At 67.5% G+C, this 13,827-nt stretch carries 13 protein-coding genes and 1 pseudogene; 3 read left to right on the top strand and 11 right to left on the bottom strand.

The features are described from left to right. Window positions 1-2: 2 nt before the first annotated feature. The 9 genes from AWC18_RS04235 to AWC18_RS04195 all read right to left on the bottom strand — a co-directional run bounded on the left by AWC18_RS04235 (window position 3) and on the right by AWC18_RS04195 (window position 9,663). On the bottom strand, window positions 3-656 hold the full coding sequence (locus tag AWC18_RS04235; RefSeq protein WP_085137840.1) for a response regulator: 654 nt from the start codon (window positions 654-656) through the stop codon (window positions 3-5). Further along, a complete protein-coding gene (gene macS, locus AWC18_RS04230) occupies window positions 632-1,762 on the bottom strand; it encodes a MacS family sensor histidine kinase (protein WP_234784547.1) in 1,131 nt (376 codons plus the stop codon). Before macS ends, AWC18_RS04235 begins: the two co-directional genes overlap by 25 nt. Continuing rightward, window positions 1,759-2,907 (bottom strand): acetate kinase, encoded by a 1,149-nt coding sequence (locus tag AWC18_RS04225; RefSeq protein WP_064999241.1) that lies wholly within the window; start codon window positions 2,905-2,907, stop codon window positions 1,759-1,761. Before AWC18_RS04225 ends, macS begins: the two co-directional genes overlap by 4 nt. Then, entirely contained in the window at window positions 2,904-5,003 is a 2,100-nt protein-coding gene (pta, locus tag AWC18_RS04220) for a phosphate acetyltransferase (protein WP_064999240.1), read from the bottom strand. Before pta ends, AWC18_RS04225 begins: the two co-directional genes overlap by 4 nt. Window positions 5,004-5,007: 4 nt before the next feature. Continuing rightward, a complete protein-coding gene (locus AWC18_RS04215) occupies window positions 5,008-6,141 on the bottom strand; it encodes a pyridoxal-phosphate-dependent aminotransferase family protein (RefSeq protein WP_085137952.1) in 1,134 nt (377 codons plus the stop codon). An 87-nt stretch (window positions 6,142-6,228) separates the two neighbouring features. Continuing rightward, on the bottom strand, window positions 6,229-6,795 hold the full coding sequence (locus AWC18_RS04210) for a maleylpyruvate isomerase N-terminal domain-containing protein (RefSeq protein ID WP_064999239.1): 567 nt from the start codon (window positions 6,793-6,795) through the stop codon (window positions 6,229-6,231). Window positions 6,796-6,804: 9 nt separating this feature from the next. Continuing rightward, window positions 6,805-7,974, bottom strand: coding sequence for an acyl-CoA dehydrogenase (locus AWC18_RS04205; protein WP_064999238.1), 1,170 nt, complete (start codon window positions 7,972-7,974; stop codon window positions 6,805-6,807). 14 nt (window positions 7,975-7,988) lie between these two features. Then, a complete protein-coding gene (gene purE, locus AWC18_RS04200; RefSeq protein ID WP_064999237.1) occupies window positions 7,989-8,504 on the bottom strand; it encodes a 5-(carboxyamino)imidazole ribonucleotide mutase in 516 nt (171 codons plus the stop codon). Further along, a complete protein-coding gene (locus tag AWC18_RS04195; RefSeq protein WP_064999236.1) occupies window positions 8,497-9,663 on the bottom strand; it encodes a 5-(carboxyamino)imidazole ribonucleotide synthase in 1,167 nt (388 codons plus the stop codon). The genes purE and AWC18_RS04195 overlap by 8 nt, the downstream gene beginning before the upstream one ends. Window positions 9,664-9,834: 171 nt before the next feature. Between AWC18_RS04195 and AWC18_RS04190 the strand changes: the two genes are divergently transcribed. Continuing rightward, window positions 9,835-10,482: a GtrA family protein gene (locus tag AWC18_RS04190; RefSeq protein WP_064999235.1), complete on the top strand. Its 648-nt coding sequence runs from the start codon at window positions 9,835-9,837 to the stop codon at window positions 10,480-10,482. Here the strand turns inward: AWC18_RS04190 and AWC18_RS04185 are convergent. Together AWC18_RS04185 and AWC18_RS04180 are read right to left on the bottom strand one after the other, a co-directional pair. Then, complete coding sequence (locus AWC18_RS04185) at window positions 10,446-11,003, bottom strand: PH domain-containing protein (protein WP_064999234.1); 558 nt, start codon at window positions 11,001-11,003, stop codon at window positions 10,446-10,448. The genes AWC18_RS04190 and AWC18_RS04185 overlap by 37 nt on opposite strands. 8 nt (window positions 11,004-11,011) lie before the next feature. Beyond that, the gene (locus tag AWC18_RS04180; protein WP_064999309.1) at window positions 11,012-11,824 is read right to left on the bottom strand and encodes a biotin--[acetyl-CoA-carboxylase] ligase; all 813 of its coding nucleotides are present in this window, start codon (window positions 11,822-11,824) and stop codon (window positions 11,012-11,014) included. A gap of 87 nt (window positions 11,825-11,911) precedes the next feature. On the opposite strand from AWC18_RS04180, the gene AWC18_RS04175 reads away from it, so the two are divergent. Both AWC18_RS04175 and AWC18_RS04170 read left to right on the top strand, forming a co-directional pair. Further along, window positions 11,912-12,868: an alpha/beta hydrolase gene (locus AWC18_RS04175; RefSeq protein ID WP_085137951.1), complete on the top strand. Its 957-nt coding sequence runs from the start codon at window positions 11,912-11,914 to the stop codon at window positions 12,866-12,868. 103 nt (window positions 12,869-12,971) lie between these two features. Beyond that, window positions 12,972-13,827: pseudogene (locus tag AWC18_RS04170) on the top strand (DUF222 domain-containing protein); the annotation flags it as partial.

Here is a 13,827-nt window from a genome sequence, read left to right as displayed (position 1 = left end):
GGTCAGCTGTCCAATCCGTGTTCGATGGCATACCGGGTCAGCTCCACCCGGTTGGCGACCTGCAGCTTGCGGAACGTCGCCTGGACATGGTTTTCCACGGTGCGATGACTCAGGCAGAGTCGCTCGGCAATCTGCTTGGCGGACAGGCCCTTGGCCACGTACCGCAGCACCTCGGTCTCCCGCTCGGTCAGTGCCGGGGTGGCCGGCCCGGCATCCGGACTGCGCTCCAGACGCCGGTATTCGCCCAGCACCAGCCCAGCCAGCCCCGGCGTGAACACTGCGCGACCTCCGGCGGTGGCGCGCACCGCATCCGTCAGCTCCTCACGGGAGGCGCTTTTCACCAGGTACCCGGTCGCGCCGGCTTTGACCGCCTGCAGCACGTCTTCGCGTTCGTCGGAGGCCGACAACACCAGCACCCGAGCGGTCGGGCAGACCTGGAGAACCGCGGTGGTGGCGGCCACTCCGTCACCGTCTGCGAGGCGCATGTCCATCAACACCACGTCGGGTTTCACGGCTGTGGCCCGGCGGCGCGCCGCGTCCACCCCATCGGCGGTGGCGACCACAGCGAAGCCGGCATCCGCCAGGTCGCGGGCGACTGCGTCGCGCCAGATCGGATGGTCGTCGACCACCATCACCGTCGGATGGTCAGTTCCCATTCGGTTCCCTCCCCGACCTCGGTGTGCAAGACGGCGCTGCCACCCAACGCCGCCAGCCGGCCGACTATCGACTTCGACACCCCGACATGGCCCTGGCCGGCCGCCTCCTCCAGCCGTCCGGCGACGATGCCCACACCGTCATCGCGCACGCTGACGGTCACCGTCTCCCCCAGGTCTTCGCAGAGCACGTAGGCCCGGGCGTGTTCACCGGCGTGTGCCCGGACATTGTCCAATGCGTTGCCGACGGCGGCGTCGAGTTCGTCGGCCGTGCACTGATCCAGCAGCACCGGAGTGCCGGGCAGGCTCAGTGACACCCGATCGTCCGCGCGACGGCTCAGCAGGGCCCGTAAGTCGACGCCGGTGACTTCGGTGTTTGCGGTGACGTCCGGAGAACTCAGCAACCGGCGCAGCGCACGTTCCTGCTCGCCGGCCAGTTCGGCCAATTCAGCCGCGGCGCCACCGATTTCACGCCCTCTTCGGGTGACCAACGCCAACACCTGGACGACACCGTCGTGGACGTGCCGCGACAGCCGTTCGCGTTCCTCGGTGGCGGCTGCCAGCCGTGTCGCCCGCTGCAGGTCGTCGTGGGCCCGTCGCGCCGTCTGCGCAGCCATGCCGACCGCCAAGCCCAGGGCGAGCTCGACGATGATGGTGGCGTTACGGCCGAAGTTCAGGCTCACGTAGCCTTTCACCACAGCACTGGCAGCGCTCACCACCGCCGCGGTCGCCATGCCGCCGGTCGAACCGAACTGCAGGGCAGCTGAAATGGTGGCGTTGCTGGCCCACAGCGTGGTGGGCCAGGTCTGGTTGTCGAGTTCCCACTGTCTTGAGGCGACCACCTCGGTGGAGAGCATCAGGGCCACCACCACGACGACCTCGGCGATCACCCACGCCGGGCGGCGGGCGAAGCCGCGCAGATAACCGACCGCGCACAGGCCGCTGAAGCCGATCAGCACCGCGAACAGCGCCCAGGCCAGCCCCGGCCGGCGCAGGTCGTCGTTGATCGCGAACTGAAATCCCAGCGCGTAGAGGCAACTGAGCAGCCGAAAAACCTGCGCGGCCCGCCACAGCGGGCTCACCGGATCGACGTCGCGAGCGAAGGTCACACGAATTGCCAGGCGGCCCGCGCGATCGCCAGCTCCTCATTGGTGGGAACCACCATGACGGTGGTGCGCGATCCCTCGGCCGAGATGATCCGGGCGCCCTTACCTGTGCGGTTGCGTTCGGGGTCCACGGCGATGCCCAGTCCGTCCAGTCCGGCCAGTGCATCCTCCCGCACGCTGGGCGCGTTCTCCCCCACCCCGGCCGTGAAGGCTATGGCGTCGACTCGGCCCAGCACCGCCAAGTAGGCGCCGACGTATTTGCGCAGTCGGTGACAGTAGACGTCGTAGGCCAGCGCGGCCGCCTCGCCCAATGCTCCACCGGCCTCGCGCCGCTCCAAGAGTTCCCGGAAGTCATTGACCCCGCTGAGCCCTTTGAGCCCGGAACGGCGGTTCATCAGCTCGTCGAGCTCATCGACCCCCATCCCGGCAGCGCGGTTGAGGTGGAACAACACTCCGGCGTCGATGTCGCCGCTGCGAGTTCCCATCACCAGACCCTCCAAGGGGGTCAGCCCCATCGAGGTCTCGACGGCCACACCGCCCCGTATCGCCGACGCCGAGGCACCATTGCCGAGGTGCAGCACGATGACATTCAGCTCGGCGGGGTCGCGGTCGAGCAGGATGGCGACCTCACCGGAGACGTACTCGTGCGAGGTGCCGTGAAATCCGTAGCGGCGGATGTCGTATCGCATCGCGACGTCGTGGTCGATGGCATAGCTGGCGGCGGCTGCCGGCAACGAATGGAAAAATCCGGTGTCGAACACGGCAACGTGCGGGACATCGGGGAAATCGTTGCGCGCCACCTCGATCCCGATCACGTTGGCGGGATTGTGCAGCGGTGCGAGCTCGTCCAGCCGCTCCACCTCGGTGACCACCTCATCGGTGATCAGGGTGGGGCGGTGGAACAGCTTGCCCCCGTGCACCACCCGGTGCCCCACGGCGCGGACGGCGGCCAGGTCGATACCGGAGTCGACGAGCCGCTGGTGGATCAGCTTCAGTCCGGCGGCGTGGTCGGCCACCGGGCCGTCCGCCTCGCCGATCTGCTCCACCAGCCCGGACAGGACGGCGGTCCCGGCCACCGGGTCGACCAACTGGAACTTGATCGACGACGAGCCGGAGTTGAGCACCAGCACCAGACCGGCCGCAGTCACTGCGCCACCCCCTGCGCCTGGATCGCGGTGATGGCCACGGTGTAGACGATGTCGTCGACCAGGGCTCCGCGGGAAAGGTCGTTGACCGGTTTGGCCAACCCCTGCAGTACCGGACCGATCGCGAGTGCACCGGCGCTGCGTTGCACCGCCTTATAGGTGTTGTTACCGGTGTTGAGGTCCGGAAACACCAGCACGGTGGCCCGACCGGCCACCGGCGAGTCCGGCCGCTTGGCCGCAGCCACCCCCTCGTCGACCGCGGCGTCGTACTGGATCGGACCGTCGACCAGCAGATCGGGGCGACGCTCGTGCACCAATTGCGTTGCGGCCCGCACCTTGTCCACGCCGGCGCCCGAACCGGATTCGCCGGTCGAGTAGGACAGCAGCGCAACTCTGGGCTCGATGCCGAACGAGGCCGCCGTGGCCGCCGAAGAGATGGCGATGTCGGCGAGTTGTTCGACGGTCGGGTCGGGCACCACCGCACAGTCCCCGTAAGCCAGCACCCGGTCGGCCAGACACATCAGGAACACACTGGACACGGTGGACACCCCGGGCGCGGTTCGGATGATCTCGAACGCCGGTCTGATCGTATGGGCCGTCGTGTGCACGGCTCCCGACACCATTCCGTCGGCGATCCCCAGGTGCACCATCATGGTGCCGAAGTAGGAGATGTCGCGCATGATCTCGCGGCCACGGTCCTCGGTGACGCCCTTATGCGCGCGCAGGCGGGCGTACTCGGCGCCGAAGGTGTCCCGCAGATCGCTGCTCTCGGGGTCGATCACCCGCGCGGCATCCAGATCAACACCCAGTTCGGCACCACGCCGGCGCACCGCGTCCTCGACGCCGAGCAGAGTCAGATCGACGATCCCGCGCGACAGGAGCCGCCCGGCCGCCAGCAGGATCCGGTCATCGGTGGCCTCCGGCAGCACGATGTGGCGACGGGCGACTCGGGCCCGTTCCAGCAGCCGATACTCGAACATCTGCGGGGTGGTCACGGTCGACGTCGGCACCCGGATCCGCTCGGCCAGCTCAGCGCCGTCGATGTGTTCTGCGACCAGGGCGAGCGCGGTGTCGATCTTGCGCATTGAGTCGACAGTGATCCTTGAGCCGGTGTTGGACACCATTTCGGCGGTGTCGTAGGTGCGATGGCGGTTGGCGATCAACGGCAGCGTGGGCCGCAGTCCCTTGACCAATTTGTCGATGGCGGGGTGCGGCAGCAGACCCCCGTTGAGGATGATCCCCGCCAGAGACGGGAAACCCTGTGCCTCATGGGCATTCACCAACGCCAGCAGCACGTCGGAGCGGTCGGCCGGCACGATCACCACCTGGCCCTCGGACAGCCGATCGAGAATGTTCTCAGCGGTCATGCCGCCGACCATGACACTGAGCGCTTCACGGCGCAGCAGTTCCGGGTCGCCACTGTAGACGGTGCCTTCGAGCGCGGTGCACAGTTCGGCCATGGTCGGCGCCGACAGCAATGGCACCTCGGGAAGCGCGAACGTCGGAACGTCGGTGTCGGTCAACCGGGACGAGATCGCCTCGGTGACCTCGCTCAACCGGTCCGGATCGCAGCGGTTGGCGATCACCGCTGCCGGATGGGCTTGTGCCGCAGCCACTTCGGCTACGCACCGCTGCGTGATCTCAGCGACGTCCTGCGCGTCACGGTTGTGGCCGTTGATGGCCAGCACCAGGGGCGCCCCCAGGTTCACCGCGATCCGGGCGTTGAAGCTCAGCTCGCTCGGGTTGACGACGTCGGTGTAGTCGCTGCCGACTATCAGTACGGTGTCACACTGCCGGGCGACATTGTGGAATCGCGCGACGATCTCGCCCAGTGCCGCTTCCCGGTCGGCGAAGACCTGCTGGTAGGTCACGCCGCGGCAGGAACTGTGGTCGTCGATGGTGGCGGTCGCATGGGCCAGCAGCAGTTCGAGTTGCCCATCGGGCTCGTCCAGGGATCGCACGACCGGCCGGAAGACCCCGACCCGGGCCGATGAAGCGGCCAGTAGGTGCAGCAGTCCGAGCGCAAGCACGGACTTTCCGGAACCGCCCTCTGCAGCGGCGAGGTAGAGACTCGACGTGTCGGCGTTGCCTTCGGACATCGGATCAGGCCAAGGCGATCTGGTCGATCGCGGAGCTCAGTCGCGCCACCGTCCCCTCGATGTCGGTCAATTTGTCCAGCCCGAACAGCCCGATTCGGAAGGTGCTGAACGTCGACGGCTCATCGCACTGCAGCGGAACGCCCGCGGCGATCTGAAGCCCCTGGTCCAGAAACTTTCTGCCGGTGCGGATGTCGGGATCGGTGGTGTAGCTGACCACCACCCCGGGCGCTTCGAATCCCGGCGCGGCCACACTGGGGAAGCCGCGTTCGGCCAGCAGCGCACGTACCTTGCGCCCCAGCGCGAACTGTTGCTCGCGCACAGCCTCGAATCCGTGGTCGCGGGTCTCGGCCATGGCGTCGCGCAGGCCCCTGATCACGCCGGTGGGCATGGTCGCGTGGTAGGCGTAGCCGCCCTTCTCGTAGGCCACCATGATCTCGCGCCACTTCTTCAGGTCCAGCGCGAAACTGGTGCTCTGGGTTCGCTCCAGGGCCTCCAAGGCGCGGTTGGACAGGCAGACCATGGCACAGCCCGGCTCGGCACTCCAGCCCTTCTGCGGCGCGGTCACCACTACGTCCACCCCGAGGGCCGTCATGTCCGCCCAGACCGCGCCGGCGGCGATGCAGTCCAGGACGAACAGACCGCCCACCGCGGCCGTTGCCGTACCGATGCGCGCCAGATAGTCGTCGGGCAGCAGGATTCCACTGGCGGTCTCGACGTGCGGAACGCAGACCACCGCCGGCCGGATTCGTGCGATCGCCTCTTCGACTTCGTCGATGGGCGGGGGCGCGAAGGGCGCCTGGTCGCCGTCGCCGATCGGACGGGCCTTGAGCACGGTGACGCGGTCGGTGATTCGGCCGGCCTCAAGGATCTGACTCCAGCGGTAGCTGAAGAAACCGTTGCGCACCACCAGCACGTCGGCGTCGTTGGCGAACTGGCGCGCGACCGCCTCCATACCGCATGTTCCGTTGCCGGGGACCACGACGGCCGCCTCAGCGTGGTACACCTCGCGCAGCATCGACGAAACGTCGTTCATGACGTCCTGGAAGCGTGCGGACATGTGGTTGAGCGCCCGGTCGGTGTAGACGACGGAGTACTCCAGCAATCCGTCGGGGTCGACCTCGGGAAGAAGTCCTGGCATCAAGCCTCTCCTAGGTGGGACGGACAGCGCCGACTGTCAATCTTAGGGCTGTCGCATTCGTGCGTTCACCGATGCGCACGAACGGCTTCAGCCGATCTCGACATCGGCTATATTGCGGCCGCCGAGCCATAGGCCCAGCGCTTCGGCTGTGCCACGGACGACGGTGCCGCGGCCACGGGGCCGGCCGATCCCATTGGTGGGCTCGACGCGATACCGCAGCAGCGTCGGCTGCAGCTTCTGCACGGTCAGGCTCACGCCCTCGGCCAGAATCGCCGCCTCTTCGACCGGCGGGATCTCCCGGCTGAGTCCCAGCCCGCGCAGCACATCCTGGTGGTGCATCGCCAGGTCGCCCAGCAGCAACCCGGCCACCGCGCGATCGGGTACCTGCGCCCAACGCCGGGCGGCGGCGATCAATTCGGACCGGTCGCGACTGCGGCCCGCCGCGACTGCTTCGGCGTTGATCTTGTGCAGACGCCAGGGAGCACGCAGGTATCTGCCGATGTCGGAGGTACCGATCAGGTGTGCCAGCACGTCCCGGGGCGCCCACTGCGTGCACAGTGTGGTGCCGTGGTCGAACTGGACGTCGGTGAGTCCGTCGACCGTGTCGACGAACGCCTGCCGCGCCGCGCGGACGATCTCGATCCGGTTCGCCATCGACTCGGGTCAGCGCAGGAGGTGCCGGCTCATGACGACGCGCTGGATCTGGTTGGTGCCCTCATAGATCTGGGTGATCTTGGCGTCGCGCATCATCCGCTCCACCGGGAAGTCCGTGGTGTAACCCGCCCCACCGAACAACTGCACCGCATCAGTGGTGACCTCCATCGCCACATCCGATGCGAAACACTTCGACGCCGCGGAGATGAAGCCCAGCTCGGTCTCGCCGCGCTCGGCACGCGCGGCCGCCGAGTACACCATCAGCCGGGCAGCCTCCAGCTTCATCGCCATGTCGGCGATCATGAACTGCACACCCTGGAAGGTGCTGATGTTCTTGCCGAACTGCTTGCGATCCTTGGTGTAGGCGATCGCCGCATCCAGCGCACCCTGGGCGATGCCGACCGCCTGAGCACCGATCGTGGGACGGGTGTGGTCCAGGGTCCGCAGCGCGGTCTTGAATCCGGTACCGGGCTCGCCGATGATCCGATCGCCCGGGATACGGCAGTTCTCGAAGTACAACTCGGTGGTCGGTGAGCCCTTGATGCCGAGCTTGTGCTCCTTGGGCCCGATCGTGAAACCCTCATCGTCGATGTGCACCATGAACGCCGAGATCCCGTTGGCGCCCAGATCCGGATCCGTCACCGCCATCACCGTGTACCAACTGGACTTGCCGCCGTTGGTGATCCAGCACTTCGAACCGTTGAGAACCCAGTCATCACCGTCGGCCTTGGCGCGCGTTCGCATCGCCGCGGCGTCACTGCCGGCCTCGCGCTCGGACAGCGCGTAGGAGGCCATCACCTCGCCGGAGGCCAGACCGGGCAGCACCTTCTGCTTCAGCTCTTCCGAGCCCGACAAGATCAGGCCCATGGTGCCCAGCTTGTTCACCGCCGGAATCAGTGAGGACGAGGCACAGACGCGGGCGACCTCCTCGATCACAATGCAGGCCGCCACCGAGTCCGCGCCCTGCCCGCCGTACTCCTCGGGCACGTGTACCGCATTGAAACCGGAGGCGTTCAGCGCCGCGAGGGCCTCCTCGGGGAACCGGGCCTGCTCGTCGACGTCCTTGGCATGCGGAGCGATCTCCTTCTCCGCCAGCGCCCGAATCGCCGCCCGCAACTCATCGTGTTCCTCGGGCAACTTGAACAGATCGAATGAGGGATCCCCGGCCCACCCAGCCATCTCAGCCTCCTAAGCTACTCGCCGGTAACTTTACCTTGAAGCGCCGCGTCCTTAGCAAGCACGCTCTGGGCCAACTGGTCTTGAAATGCCGCCATGCGGGCCCGCAACGCGGCGTCGGATGAGCCCAAGATGCGCACCGCCAGCAAACCCGCGTTGCGTGCTCCACCGATAGAAACCGTGGCCACAGGCACTCCGGCGGGCATTTGGACGATCGACAGCAAAGAGTCCATGCCGTCCAGCCGGGCCAGTGGCACGGGCACCCCGATCACCGGCAGCGGTGTGGCCGAAGCCACCATCCCGGGCAGATGGGCGGCGCCGCCCGCTCCGGCGATGATCACCTCGATGCCGCGGCCGGCGGCGTCGCGGGCGTAGTCGAACATCCGCTGCGGGGTGCGGTGCGCCGAGACCACCCCGACCTCGAACGGGATCTCGAACTCGGCCAGCGCGAGCGCTGCTTCTTCCATCACCGACCAGTCGCTGTCGCTGCCCATGATGACGCCGACCCGGGGACCGGGCCTGTGCTCACTCATGCGGATCCCATCCATCGCTCCATTCCCCGTGCGACAACCAGTGTGCCGCTCTTTCGGCCCGCTCGCGCAGGTTCGCCGAGTCCGTTGCGTCCTTGGCCAAGAGGTTGATGTGGCCGATCTTGCGGCCCGGCCGTTCGTCCTTGCCGTAGAGGTGGACTCGGGCATCGGGATAGCGCGCGAACAGGTGGTGCAGCCGCTCGTCCATCGTCATTGCCGGCGTTTGCGGTGCGCCCAGCACATTGGCCATCACGGTCACCGGCGCCACCGGTGTGGTGGCACCGAGCGGATAGTCCAGCACCGCACGGAGATGCTGTTCGAACTGGCTGGTGGCCGCGCCATCCATGGTCCAGTGCCCCGAGTTGTGCGGGCGCATCGCCAGTTCGTTGACCAGCAACTGGCCGTCGGTGGTCTCGAAGAGCTCGACAGCCAATACCCCGACCACGCCCAGCTCATCGGCCAACCGCAGCGCCAATCGTTGCGCCGATGCCGCCGAGTCGGCCGTCAGATCGGGGGCCGGCGCGATTACCGTCACGCAGATTCCGTCTTCCTGCACGGTCTCGACCACCGGCCATGCCGCACCCTGCCCAAACGGTGACCGGGCCACCAGCGCCGACAGCTCCCGGCGCATCGCGACCCGCTCTTCGACCAGCACCGGCACCCCGGCAGCCAGATAGTCGGTGACGACTGCGCGGGCCTGCGCCACGTCGTCAACGATCGACACTCCGCGCCCGTCGTAGCCGCCCCGGGCGGCCTTCACCACCATCGGACCACCGGTCAGAGCGGCGAAGTCGTCGAGATCCTCGGGCGTCTCGATCGCGGCGAACCGTGGCACCGGCGCCCCCAGCGCCGACAGCTTGCGGCGCATCACCAGCTTGTCCTGCGCGTGCAGCAGTGCCGCCGGCGGCGGCGCGACGTTGACGCCCTCGGCAATCAGCTGATCCAGCAAGTCGCCCGGCACATGCTCGTGGTCGAAGGTGAGAACGGTGGCTCCAGCGGCGGCCCGGCGCAGGTCATCGAGGTCGGTGTGCGAGCCGATCACCACGTCCGGGGTGACCTGGGCGGCCGGCTCGTCGGGCGCCGCTGCCAGCACCCGCAGCCGCTGCCCTAACGCGATCGCAGCCTGATGGGTCATCCGCGCCAGCTGACCGCCGCCCACCATGGCGACCAGGGGGGTGCGGCCGCCCGCAGGCGGCGTAGTGGTTGGGGGGTTCGGCACGGGCAATATCGTGACACGCCGACGCACGGCGATCACAAATGCGGGGACTCCCCGCTTATAGGCGTTATCCAGTCATTGGGCGCAGAGGGTGCCGAGTCCGTACACTGGCAACTTGTGTCTTTTACCGACGCCACGATCGCACGCCTTCCGCGGGTGATCCGTCCGCTGGCCGAACGCCATCATGAGCTGATCAAGTTCGCCATCGTCGGCGCGACCACGTTCCTCATCGACTCCGCGCTGTTCTACACCCTCAAGCTGACCATCCTGTCGCCCAAGCCGGTCACGGCCAAGGTCATCTCCGGGATCGTCGCGGTGATCGCCTCCTACATCCTCAACCGCGAGTGGAGCTTCAAAGACCGGGGCGGGCGGGAACGCCACCACGAGGCACTGCTGTTCTTCGGGGTCAGCGGCGTCGGTGTGGTGTTGTCCATGGCCCCGCTGTGGTTCTCCAGCTACGTGCTCGGGCTGCGGGCGCCCATGGTGTCGTTGACCATCGAGAACCTCTCCGACTTCGTCTCGGCCTACATCATCGGGAACCTGCTGCAGATGGCATTCCGGTTCTGGGCGTTCCGCCGCTGGGTCTTCCCCGATGAGTTCGCCCGCCGCACCGATGCCGCGCTGGACGCGACCATCGAGACGGGCGCGCTCGCCGAGGCGATCGAAGACGCCCTGGAGGGCGGGGCGGACACCGGCGTGGTGACGCTGTTCCGGCGTCCGGCCCGTCATCAACCGCCGGCGGACGGCCTGTCGAAGACGTCCTGATCGGTGCCGCCGACGTATCTCCGGTCGGAGCCGTCGAAGACCTCCCGATACAGCAAGCTGTGCACGTGCTCCACGCGCGGGATGTCGTAGAACTCCAGCGGTTCCTGCGACGCCGACTCGATGATCAGCGTCCCGGTTCGCAAGATCCGGTCAATCAACCCGTGCACGAACTCCACGCTGTTGATGCGCGCCAGGGCGATGTCGATTCCGCTGCGGGTCAACAGCCCGTGCCGAAACATCACCCGCCGGTCGGTGATCACGAAGTGCGTGGTCAGCCAGCTCAGGAAGGGCCAGAGCGTCAGCCAGCCGAATACCACCAGCCAGATCGCCCAGATCACTGCGAAGACCACGTTCTTGGCGGTCGGATCCCAGGCCCGCGTGTTGACGAATCCGGCGGCGAACGCCGCGCCGGCGGTGATCAGCAACAGCGCCAGCACCGGCAGGATCAACCGTTTGACGTGCGGGTGCCGGTGCAGCACCACCTGCTCGTCATCGGCGAGCACGCTCTCCGGGTATCCCACAGCCAGTCCTAGCCGGTGGGCCGAAGTCGGGTGACGTCACCGGCCGACACGGTGACGGGGCCATCTTCGGTGTTGATGATCAGGCGGCCGGTGTCATCGATGGCCTCGGCCACTCCCTCCACCCGTCGGCCGCCGGGTATTTCGGCCCGTACCGGCGCCCCCAACGTGCAGCTGTGCCGCCGGTAGTCCGACGCCAGCGCATCGTCGCCTCCGCCCGCCGCCCGCCAGGCCGCGATCCGAGCTGCGAGGTGGCGAAGAACCTTCTCGGCCCAGACGTTTCGGTCCACCACCGAAGCGCCGAGCATGGCCAGCGAGACCGCCGCGGGATCCGGGGCCTCTTCGGGCGTCATGGAGACGTTGAGTCCGAGTCCCACCACGATCACCTGTTTCGGTGCGGCTACCTCGGCGAGGATGCCGGCCAGTTTGCCGTCGCCGGCGAGGATGTCGTTGGGCCACTTCAGGCCGACCGGCGGGCCCGAAAGCTCGGCGATGGCATCGGCAACCGCGACGCCGGTCGCCAAAGTCAGCCAACCCCAACCCTCGGTCGGCACGGTGTCCGCGGCGACACCCACGGAAAGCGAGAGTTGGCTTCGCGCCGGGGCGCTCCAGTGACGGCCGTGCCGACCGCGCCCGGCGGTCTGATGTTCGGCCAGCAGTACGGCGCCGTCGATGTCTTCTCCCGCTGCGGCGCGGGCCAACAGGTCGGCATTGGTGGAACCGGTCTCCTCGACGACGTCCAGGGTGCGCCACGGACCGTTCTGCCCGGTCAGCGCGTCCCGCAAACCGGTCACATCCAGCGGCGGCCGTGGCGGAAGACTCATTTCGCCAGCTTACTCATCGGAGTTGGCGGCCCGCGGGTTGAAACGCCCGACGCGCGGGTAATAGCACAGGTGGAGGAGGTGATCGAGATGGTCACCAGGGGGTTTACTAGACGAATCCACCGGCGCCACAGCGCCCAATCAGTCGCGGTGTCCCTGGCCAGCCGGTTCGTCGTGAAGAACCTGGTGCGCGCGTGGGCAATACGGCCGGACTTCGCGTGGCCACTCGGATCGGTGGATCGGCTTGCCGGCATGGTGCCGCGCCGGCCAGCGGGACACATCGAGCGTCTCCACCTGGGTTACTGTGTCGCCGAACGGGTTCAGGCCCCAGGCGTCTCGACGCAGCGGGCCATCCTGTACCTGCACGGCGGAGCCTTTCTGACCTGTGGGCTCAATACCCACCGCGCGCTGGTCACCCATCTGTCCCGCGCGGCCGATGCCAGCGTTCTCAATATCGACTACCGGATGTTGCCCGCGCACCGGATCGCCGACGCCGTCGAAGACGGCCTGAGCGGACTGCGCTGGCTGCTTGATCAGGGTTACGACCCGGAGCAGATCGTGATCGCCGGTGATTCCGCGGGCGGATACCTGGCCTTCATGACCGCCCTGGCGGCCGCGCAGTCGAACCTGATGAAACCTGCTGGCATTGCCACGGTTTCACCATTCACCGACGCCGACCCCACCGCAAAGCTTCAGCACCGCAACACCCGGCGTTGTGCGATGTTTCCGTGCGAGGCACTGATGGCCTTCACCCGATATCTGGCCCGTGCCGACGCCGCGTCGCCGATAGACGCCGACTTGTCGTCGCTGCCACCGGTTGCCATCCACGCCAGCACCGATGAACTGCTGCTGCCCGACGCCGAAACCATGGCGCAACGACTCGACATGGCCGGAGTCCGGTGCGATCTGCATCTGTGGGAGGGCCAGATCCACGACTTTCCACTGGCGGCCGACGTGCTACCCGAGGGCCGTCGCGCCATCCGCTACATCGGCGATTTCGTCAAAGAAGTCACCGCGGCCCCCCAGCCGGGCACCGCGGTTGCCTGACATCGGCGTTGGTCACTTCGGGCACTGTGTTCACTTGTGTCACTGTGGTTTTGGTTGTGGATAAGTTCTGCGACCTGTCGGGGGTCGCCGCTACCATTAGCACATGCGTTCGAATAGTCGAGAAGAGATCGTCGAAGTCTTCGACGCCCTCGCGGCCTATCTCGATCAGGCGCTGGATCTCGACTTCGACGCCCTGCCCCCCCCCGCGAATGCCTGGCCTTGCTGCAGCGCTGCGAGCAGCTACGCCGGCGCCTACCCGCCGTCGAGCACCCGATGATCAACCGGCTCGCCGCCACCGACCCGGTGGAATTGGGCGGCAAACCCCGCTGGGTGATCGCCGAGGAATTGCGGGTCAGCCGGGGTGAGGCCGGGCGCCGCATCAGCGAAGCCGCCGCCCTGGGACCGCGGCAGGCCATGACCGGTGAAGCACTGGAACCGGAGTTGCCGGCGGTGGCTAGGGCCCAGCGGGACGGGAAGATCGGGGCCGCGCACGTTGCGGTGATCCGCTCCTTCTTTCACTACCTGCCCAGCGATATCGATGCCGGCACCTTGACCCAGGCCGAACGCCACCTCACCGAGCTGGCCTCCCAGTACCGGCCCGAGCAACTGGCCAAACTCGCCCAACGGCTCGCCGATCACCTGCACCCCGACGGCAACTACACCGACGAAGACCGCGCCAAACGCCGCGGCGTCGTCCTCGGCCCCCAAGATCGTGACGGCATGAGCCCGATCAAGGGCTACCTGGCCCCCCAAGCCCGCGCCACCCTCGACGCCGTCCTGGCCCGCTGGGCCGCCCCCGGCATGTGCAACCCCAACGACGAGACCCCCTGCACCGGCGGCACCCCCACGCAAGCGGCCATCGACTCCGACACCCGCAGTGTTGCGCAACGCAACCACGACGCCCTGACCGCCATGGGCCGCGCCCTGCTCGCCTCTGGAGAACTGGGCCAACACAACGG

Source organism: Mycolicibacter nonchromogenicus (assembly GCF_002101775.1).
GTDB lineage: Bacteria > Actinomycetota > Actinomycetes > Mycobacteriales > Mycobacteriaceae > Mycobacterium > Mycobacterium nonchromogenicum.
The sequence above is the reverse complement of the archived record's forward strand: the minus strand, read 5'-3'. Positions and strand labels throughout refer to the sequence as shown.